The organism is Leclercia sp. EC_58 (genome assembly GCF_019584355.1).
GTDB lineage: Bacteria > Pseudomonadota > Gammaproteobacteria > Enterobacterales > Enterobacteriaceae > Enterobacter.
Window position 1 is genome coordinate 1 of sequence record NZ_VDAM01000015.1, and the last position, 337, is coordinate 337.

The window sequence follows — 337 nt, forward strand, 5'->3', positions numbered from 1 at the left end:
GCAGACTAAAGGCAAGGTGGAGAGGATGGTGCAGTACGCCCGCAACAGCTTCTATATCCCGTTAATGACACGCCTGCGTCCGATGGGGATCACCGTCGATGTTGAAACCGCAAACTGTTGTGGTCAACTAAAACTGGCCACCGCGTTAGAGTTTTTCCAGTATCGGTTTTCTGATTCGTTTGGTGGTAACCCACCATTATATTCGTGCGGTCTTAGTGCGCTGTAATATCCAACGATATAGTCCGTTATTGCGTGAGCTGCATCGCTGAAGCTTACATAGCCCGTCGCTGGCACCCATTCGTTCTTCAGACTCCTGAAGAAGCGCTCCATTGGGCTG

Annotated in this window: 1 protein-coding gene and 1 pseudogene; one reads left to right on the plus strand and one right to left on the minus strand. The window is 50.7% G+C overall.

Going from position 1 to position 337, the window contains the following annotated elements; all coding sequences use genetic code 11:
• Window positions 1-124: pseudogene (locus FHC51_RS23135) on the plus strand (IS21 family transposase); the annotation flags it as partial.
• On the opposite strand, the gene FHC51_RS22795 reads toward FHC51_RS23135, so the two are convergent.
• A partial coding sequence (locus FHC51_RS22795) for an integrase core domain-containing protein (protein ID WP_220436790.1) occupies window positions 124-337 on the minus strand: 214 nt, incomplete at its 5' end. The pseudogene FHC51_RS23135 and the gene FHC51_RS22795 sit on opposite strands and share 1 nt — an antisense overlap.